This window comes from Sporosarcina sp. P25, from assembly GCF_002743235.1.
In the GTDB taxonomy this organism is placed as follows: Bacteria; Bacillota; Bacilli; order Bacillales_A; family Planococcaceae; genus Sporosarcina; species Sporosarcina ureae_B.
The window spans coordinates 44051-51515 of sequence record NZ_PDYV01000021.1 but is presented as its reverse complement, the minus strand read 5'-3'; the positions used below and the strand labels follow the sequence as shown (position 1 = coordinate 51515).

Annotated in this window: 7 protein-coding genes and 1 riboswitch; of the genes, 2 read left to right on the top strand and 5 right to left on the bottom strand. The window is 38.5% G+C overall.

The genetic code is table 11. From position 1 onward, the window contains the following. Positions 1-669 (bottom strand): sodium:calcium antiporter (locus CSV70_RS14360; protein ID WP_099679265.1); only part of this gene is annotated, 669 nt, incomplete at its 3' end. A gap of 407 nt (positions 670-1076) precedes the next feature. Then, a riboswitch (TPP riboswitch) is annotated at positions 1077-1194 on the top strand. A 119-nt stretch (positions 1195-1313) separates the two neighbouring features. On the opposite strand from CSV70_RS14360, the gene thiC reads away from it, so the two are divergent. After that, complete coding sequence (gene thiC / locus CSV70_RS14355) at positions 1314-3095, top strand: phosphomethylpyrimidine synthase ThiC (protein WP_099629321.1); 1782 nt, start codon at positions 1314-1316, stop codon at positions 3093-3095. 511 nt (positions 3096-3606) lie between these two features. On the opposite strand, the gene CSV70_RS14350 is transcribed toward thiC, so the two are convergent. From CSV70_RS14350 to CSV70_RS14340, 3 genes are all read right to left on the bottom strand, one after another. Beyond that, positions 3607-4110, bottom strand: a complete 504-nt coding sequence (locus CSV70_RS14350; protein ID WP_099629320.1) for a hypothetical protein — start codon at positions 4108-4110, stop codon at positions 3607-3609. A 391-nt stretch (positions 4111-4501) separates the two neighbouring features. Then, complete coding sequence (locus CSV70_RS14345) at positions 4502-5356, bottom strand: aldo/keto reductase (protein ID WP_199171630.1); 855 nt, start codon at positions 5354-5356, stop codon at positions 4502-4504. 209 nt (positions 5357-5565) lie between these two features. Then, on the bottom strand, positions 5566-6246 hold the full coding sequence (locus CSV70_RS14340; protein WP_099629319.1) for a DUF1361 domain-containing protein: 681 nt from the start codon (positions 6244-6246) through the stop codon (positions 5566-5568). A gap of 215 nt (positions 6247-6461) precedes the next feature. Here CSV70_RS14340 and ytxJ point away from each other — a divergent pair, with 215 nt between their 5' ends. After that, a complete protein-coding gene (gene ytxJ, locus CSV70_RS14335; RefSeq protein ID WP_099629318.1) occupies positions 6462-6788 on the top strand; it encodes a bacillithiol system redox-active protein YtxJ in 327 nt (108 codons plus the stop codon). Between the two features lie 239 nt (positions 6789-7027). Here ytxJ and CSV70_RS14330 read toward each other — a convergent pair whose 3' ends face one another. Then, positions 7028-7285, bottom strand: coding sequence for an autorepressor SdpR family transcription factor (locus CSV70_RS14330; RefSeq protein WP_085130879.1), 258 nt, complete (start codon positions 7283-7285; stop codon positions 7028-7030). Between the last annotated feature and the right edge of the window lie 180 nt (positions 7286-7465).

The window sequence follows — 7465 nt, the reverse complement described above, 5'->3', positions numbered from 1 at the left end:
TTCAGGTAAAGAGGTACCGATGGCGATGATCGTGAGACCAACCAATGTTTCACTCATGCCTAGAGAATAAGCGATTGTCGTAGCATTATCGACAACCAAATCTCCTCCGAAAATAATTGCCGCCAGCCCAACTAGTGTAATAAGGATATTCTTTCCCCACTTCACATTATCAGTGGCTTGTGTAAGTGTGGCATTTTGACGGCTTCGAAGGCCAAGTTCAATCACATAGTACATAAAGATTGATAGGAATAGCAAGAAAATAATTCCATCACCGCGCGTGATCATATTGCTGCTGAAGCCTTGTAATGCCATATCACTCATCAACACCAACATCACTATACCTGCCAGTAAAGTAAACGGAATTTCTTTGCGAATGGTCTCACTTTGTACTTTCAACGGAAACAGAAATGCCGCGATCCCTACCACGATAGTGATATTGAATATATTACTTCCTACTACGTTCCCTACTGCGACGTCTGCGTTCCCACCCATCGCCGCAATAATACTGACCGTTGCTTCTGGCGAGCTAGTTCCGAGCGCTACAATGGTGAGACCAATCAAAATAGGCGGAATTTGCAGCAGTCTTGCGATATTTGAAGAGCCATCCACAAAATAGTCGGCTCCTTTTATCAATAATACAAATCCGATAATTAGTAATACATAAGCCATATAGTGGTTACCTCCTCTGTTGGAATGAAATTTCTAGTTAGTTGTCTGGACGCATGTCCTGACCATAATAATATAATTTCTTTACTGACTTCAATTACTATGTAATGTTCTACAAGCACCATGATTCCTCAAGCTTCATGAATTGGACTTTACATCCCCATAGCACTCATCTTTCTCATTCGCTTATATTTTATACGACGACAACTTCATTACAACGATCCTTCCCTCTTTTGTTTTTTCATATTTAATTATCTCACGTCATCACTACTTATGCATCCTACAAGTCATACATAGACATTCACTTCTCATGAGTACTTGCTTTTTTGAGTGGTATGGAAATCAAAAGTATAATAACTCTTTTAAAACGGCTGAGCATATGGTAGACTATTCTTGTTCACACAATTAAATACTATAACTAGGGGTGTCCAACGTTATTGGACTGAGATGGAATGATTATACACGCATTCCGGACTCTTTGGACCTGATCTGGCTCGTACCAGCGTAGGGAAGTTTTCATTTTATCTGCAACGCGTATTTTTGCGTTTTGAAGACCAGGTCCTATCTACGGAACTGGTCTTTTTTTGTTGCCGATTCCCTTTACTTGAATCGAGTCATGTCACACCTCAAAAGGAGACGATGACAAAATGCAAGAGAAGAAAGAAGAAATCCATATCCATGAATGTTTTCCGGCAAGTAGAAAAGTTTATGTACAAGGTAGTCGTCCAGACATACTTGTACCGATGCGCGAAATTGAGTTATCCCCCACTGTAACCGATCAAGGGGAAATACCGAATGAACCTTTCCGTGTCTATGATACGAGTGGTAAATACACGGAAGCCGGTTACACAGTGGATATTAAAAAAGGACTTCCAAACATCAAGAAGAACTGGATAGTTGAACGAAATGACGTAGAAGAATATGAAGGCAGACAAGTGAAGCCACGAGATAACGGGTATCGTTCAATGGAACAAATGCAACATGACGCAGAATTTCCCTTGTTGAAACGCAAACCATTACGAGCAAAAAGCGGCATGAATGTTACACAAATGCATTATGCACGTAAAGGGATCGTTACACCTGAAATGGAGTTCATTGCGATTCGTGAAAATGTAACGCCTGAACTTGTACGGGATGAAGTTGCGAGAGGCCGAGCCATTATCCCGTCCAATATTAACCACCCAGAAGCAGAACCAATGATTATCGGAAGTAAATTCCATGTGAAAATCAATGCGAATATCGGAAATTCCACGGTCTCTTCCTCCATTGCTGAAGAAGTGGAAAAGATGACATGGGCTACACGTTGGGGTGCAGATAATATCATGGATTTATCAACTGGAAAGAACATCCACACAACACGTGAATGGATCATTCGCAACTCGCCTGTCCCAGTAGGAACGGTTCCGTTATATCAAGCGTTGGAAAAAGTAAACGGCAAAGTGGAGGATCTTTCATGGGAAGTATTCCGTGACACATTGATTGAGCAAGCAGAGCAAGGTGTCAGTTACTTTACAATCCACGCTGGTGTTCTGCTTCGTTATATTCCCATGACGATTCATCGCGTGACGGGTATTGTCTCACGTGGTGGTTCTATTATGGCGCAGTGGTGTATGTTGCATCATAAAGAAAGTTTCTTGTACACGCACTTTGAAGACATATGTGAAATTATGAAACAGTACGATATTGCTTTTTCATTAGGAGACGGGTTACGTCCAGGCTCCATCGCTGACGCCAATGACGAAGCACAATTCGCTGAACTTGAAACACTTGGCGAATTAACGAAAATTGCTTGGTCCCATGATGTCCAAGTCATGGTAGAAGGTCCTGGTCATGTGCCTATGCATTTAATTAAAGAAAATATGGATAAGCAAATGGAGATTTGTCAAGAAGCGCCTTTTTATACACTCGGTCCGTTGACGACAGATATTGCACCTGCCTATGACCACATCACTTCTGCTATTGGTGCGGCTATGATTGGTTGGTTCGGGACCGCGATGTTGTGCTATGTAACGCCTAAAGAGCATCTCGGTCTACCCAATAAAGAGGATGTGCGTGAAGGCGTTATCACATATAAAATTGCAGCACATGCAGCTGATTTAGCAAAAGGCCATCCTGACGCATACAAACGTGACGATGCATTATCAAAAGCCCGTTTCGAATTCCGTTGGAGAGATCAATTTAATTTAAGTCTGGATCCTGAACGCGCGATGGAATACCATGATGAAACATTGCCGGCTGAAGGGGCAAAAGTCGCCCACTTCTGTTCGATGTGTGGGCCAAAGTTTTGCAGTATGCGAATTTCACACGACATTAGAAAATATGCGGATGACAACAGTTTAGAAGAAAAACTAGCATTAGAAAATGGTTTGAAAGAAAAAGCTGAAGAATTTAAAAATCGGGTGCTGAAATCTATCTATAATAAGGAGTGAATGGAGTTATGACAACTGAACAGTTAATACATCAGATCTCTGTAAAACGCCGTAACCTTCATCAGTTAGAAGAACAGTTGGCTCACCTGCAAGCACAGTGTATACACGAATATACAGAAAACGTAACATATAGGAAGTGTATGAAATGCTTGAAGATCGAGAGTGTCCATTATTAATACATGTTCTGCTATTCAAAAACAGGATTTGTGCTCTGTTGGCTTCCTGAAAAACTCATCGGTATTGTGACTCAATATCGTTTTCCATTCACGCGTCCGATTACACAAATACTTTTAGCCGTTGTCCTTTAAAAGTTGAATTTCATGTTGATACAATAAAAAATGACCCACCTCACCCCTTTACAATGCGGACCTTGGTGAGTCATTTTCATCATAATAACAGGATCTGAAATCGCAGACTTTTTCAATGTACCTCTTTACTAATTAAGTTACATTCAAAAGCCTTCCATTGCTGGAGGGCTTTTGAGTATTAATCTCAGTATTTAATCTATAAATTATTTTAAACACCCAGCTGCCGCACTCCCTGCTAGCCATACCCCGCTAACAACAGTACCTAAAGCCCATCCTGCTGGACCACTAACACCTGCAACTGTCATAAGCCCAGTAAAGGCTCCAGTATGTGCAAAACCAGCAAGGGTTGCAGCGCCACAGCCACTTATTTTAGCCATCGACACAACATTCGAGTTTGCTTCTTCGAATATTTCTTTTTTGTACTTCTCACCTGCTGGACTTGATAAAACTTCATTAAGTTTTTCTAAGGTTTGTACTAACTCATTAAAATATTCTTTACCGATTCGAGATTCTAATTCTACCTCTCTTTCGATGATCACTGTGCCATCTTTTTCATTCAATACAAGATATTCCGAAGTAATCTTAGCTACCTCATCCACATGTAAACTAGCAGCCTGAGTATTTTGTGGTGTCCATACAATACTAACCATCATCACTAAACAAGTAATAATCGTAAATATACTGAACTTATTTTTCTCAAATAACATTCAAGTCAATCCCCCTACTTCTAAGAGATAACCATAATTATACTTATTTATTTAAATGCAGCGAAAATGTAAAATTAATGACTAATTTCATTTTTCCTTACGTGATAATAAAGAGATAAAAAAGTTTATTACAAATCCCACTACTAACAATAGCATTAATAATGGCCAGGTAATTTCGTCTTGCACACTACTTATTAGGATAAAAACAAGAGCAACACTAATTAATGTAATTAGCAAGTGACTCATTTTCATTGAGATCACCTCCGCCATTGATATATATAAATAAAACTTGTTTGGATATTACACTAACATATGAATTCAAATTACAATAAAATAAATAATTACATGTATTCATTAAACTGAATGTAACTTAATACTAAAAAAGATACGTTTAATCAAATTCTTCATATTCATTCGGGTGCTGTCCTTCTACTCTTCCCGCTTCACCTTTATCTAAAGAGTCAATTTGTCTTATATCTTCTTCGGACAATTCAAAATCGAATACATCAAGATTGGCTTTTTGATGGGCATAGTTTGATGATTTTACGACCGTTAAGATATCGTTCTGTAGGTTCCAACGAATAATAATTTGCGCTGGTTCCTTATTGTATTTTCTAGCAATCGAGACAATCGTTTCATTTTCTAACACGTCGTTTAATTCACGGCCTAAAGGACTCCATGCTTCCGTTACAATGCCGCGGCTTTTGTTGTATTCCACTAGTTCGTTATTAGTAAAATACGGATGGCGTTCAATCTGATTGGTAGCAGGCGTTACACCTGTTTTTTCAATGATACGCTCCAGGTGTTCCGGTAAGAAATTAGATACACCTATCGTCTTAATCAGTCCGAATTTCTGTGCATCGACTAACGCTTGCCATGCTTCTACGTATTTATCTTGTTTTGGAAGTGGCCAATGAATCAAGTATTTATCAAAGTAATCGATTCCGATACGATACAATGACTCTTGAATCATCAGAATCGCTCTTTCGTACTCATGTGAAGCGCCGGGGAGTTTGGAACTGATGAGCAGTTCTTCTCTAGGTACAGATGATCGACGTACCGCTTCTCCTACCATTCCCTCATTATTATAATTTGTTGACGTGTCAATCAGTCTGTATCCCGCTTCGATCGCTGTCAACGTACTGACCACACCTTGCGCCCCTTTTACTTTTACCGTTCCGAAACCAATGGACGGAAGGCTCGTTCCATCATTCAAACGCATTGATTGTACATTCTTTTCATCCATTTTTATCTAACTCCTTTTTATTACATACACGCATTTATTGAGAAACATACGAATTGATCGGACGTAACTACTACTCGTCTCATCCATGTAATTTCCCTTGCTGAAAGTGCACTAAACATTCTTTGCTGTTAAGAATCAAAAAACACTCGTGTTGGCAATCCACATGAATAGTTGAACATCCATGTGTGTTGCCTCCACAAGTGCTATGGTTATTTTTCCTTAAACGATCGATAATGCATATAGCAGAATAAAACAAAGCCAGAGAACGCGATAATGAACTGTACTTCAAATCTATCTACATCTGCTACTTGCTTTAACACTTGGAATGGATTGAAAACTATATCCCAACTATTAAAGCGCAAAAACCTTCCTATATAGACGCCTATCCCAGTCAGCAACCCTACACTTAAAATGCTCACGTAGCCTATCTTCTTTGAATACTTCTTTCTAACAATCTGTTCGAAAATATAGACAGACTCCAGTCCAACTACTACGGAATAAAAGAAGCCCATGGCAATCACTAATAACTTGATCCATATTAAGATGTCATGACTGTATACGATCGCGCCGTCTGGGGCATACGGTCCTGCATTTGACATCCATTTGAACTTTTCATTCGCTATATGAATAAAATCCGTTACTAGATAGACAGAATTAGGGAAGAAGAATAACCAAAGCACTATCCAAAAAATAGACCAACTGATCTTCCTCTGCCCTACCGTCGTGACCGCTTGCCTAATAAAAAATAACGGTAATACAGCCAATAACACATTCCAAGACAACGCAACGTAGAGGAAGTCCAAACTCTTAAAAAGCATGACCAGACAGACGCCCCAATAAGCAAACAAGAAGAATACGAGTACTTTATATTTCTCAAAAAATATCCTCATTGAGACCTCCTACTATTATGAATTCTTATGCGTCAACTGCTAACCCAAAATTAACTAATAATGTAAACGAATCCAATCGAGTTAAGTTGCATTTGCATAAAAGATTCTATAGAGTTCTGTAGATATAAATTGATTGTATACCTCCGTGGGTATATAGTGAAACTGTATAGATTAAACTACATAAAATATAAAACGTATTAAATGGAGGATTTAAATTGAAACGCATAAAAACAATAGAGGAATGGCGGACTGTATGGGAAAGTTCCAAAAAACAATCCGTCCTTCTCTTTAAAATGAGTTTGACATGTTTCAGTAGCCTATCGGCAAAAAAAGAATTACATACTCTCGTTACGGACTTACCACTTTACCTTATTGTCGTACAGACAGATCAAGCCGTTTCAAAAGCGATTGAAACTGACTTAAACGTAAGGCATGAATCACCACAAGTATTAATCGTAAAAGATCAGAAAGCAACATGGCAAGCCACACATTATCACATTAAAGCATCCGTAGTTCGTGATGCGATTGAGTTGTATAGTTGATCATAAATTACTCGCGCAACAAAAATTTGGGAATGTTTAAAGAGTTGCGTTTGGTGCAACCGTAAGTTTTTTATAAAGCAAACAAAACAATATTTTGTTTGCTTTAGTGGTATGCGGAGGGCTAAATAGCGACTGCACAGCATTACGCCTGCACCTTTAAAGGCAAACACATGTATTCTTTAAGATGAAGTTTACCCTGAACATATGTATAGGAGCACTAACTTAAGAATGTTTTTAATTTATTTATTCAGTTTTATCATCCAAACAAGAAGATCTTGGAGAACGGTTGTGTGGAGAGTGTAGTAAATATACTGTCCTTTTTTCTCTGAACTGACGAGCCCTGCGTTACGTAAGATGTTTAAATGATTGGAAATGCTCGGCTTACTCATCTCGAATTCTTCATGTATTTCACTCGCAGTCAAAGAACCTTTTTCACTGAGTGAAGTAAGTATTTGTCTTCTCGTTTCGTCGTTTAAAGCTTTAAAAACTTCATTCAAATTGGGTTTCTCCTTCCACTTGAGGTATTTAGTTTTTTGTCTAATTAGGTATTTATCTAATTGTATACTAGTTGAAACGATAAAAAAAGCACCTGTATTGAAAAACAACTATGAACGATTAAACAGTCATGTTTGTTTTCACAGGTACTTCTTATTGAAATGTATACTTCACGTGCATAC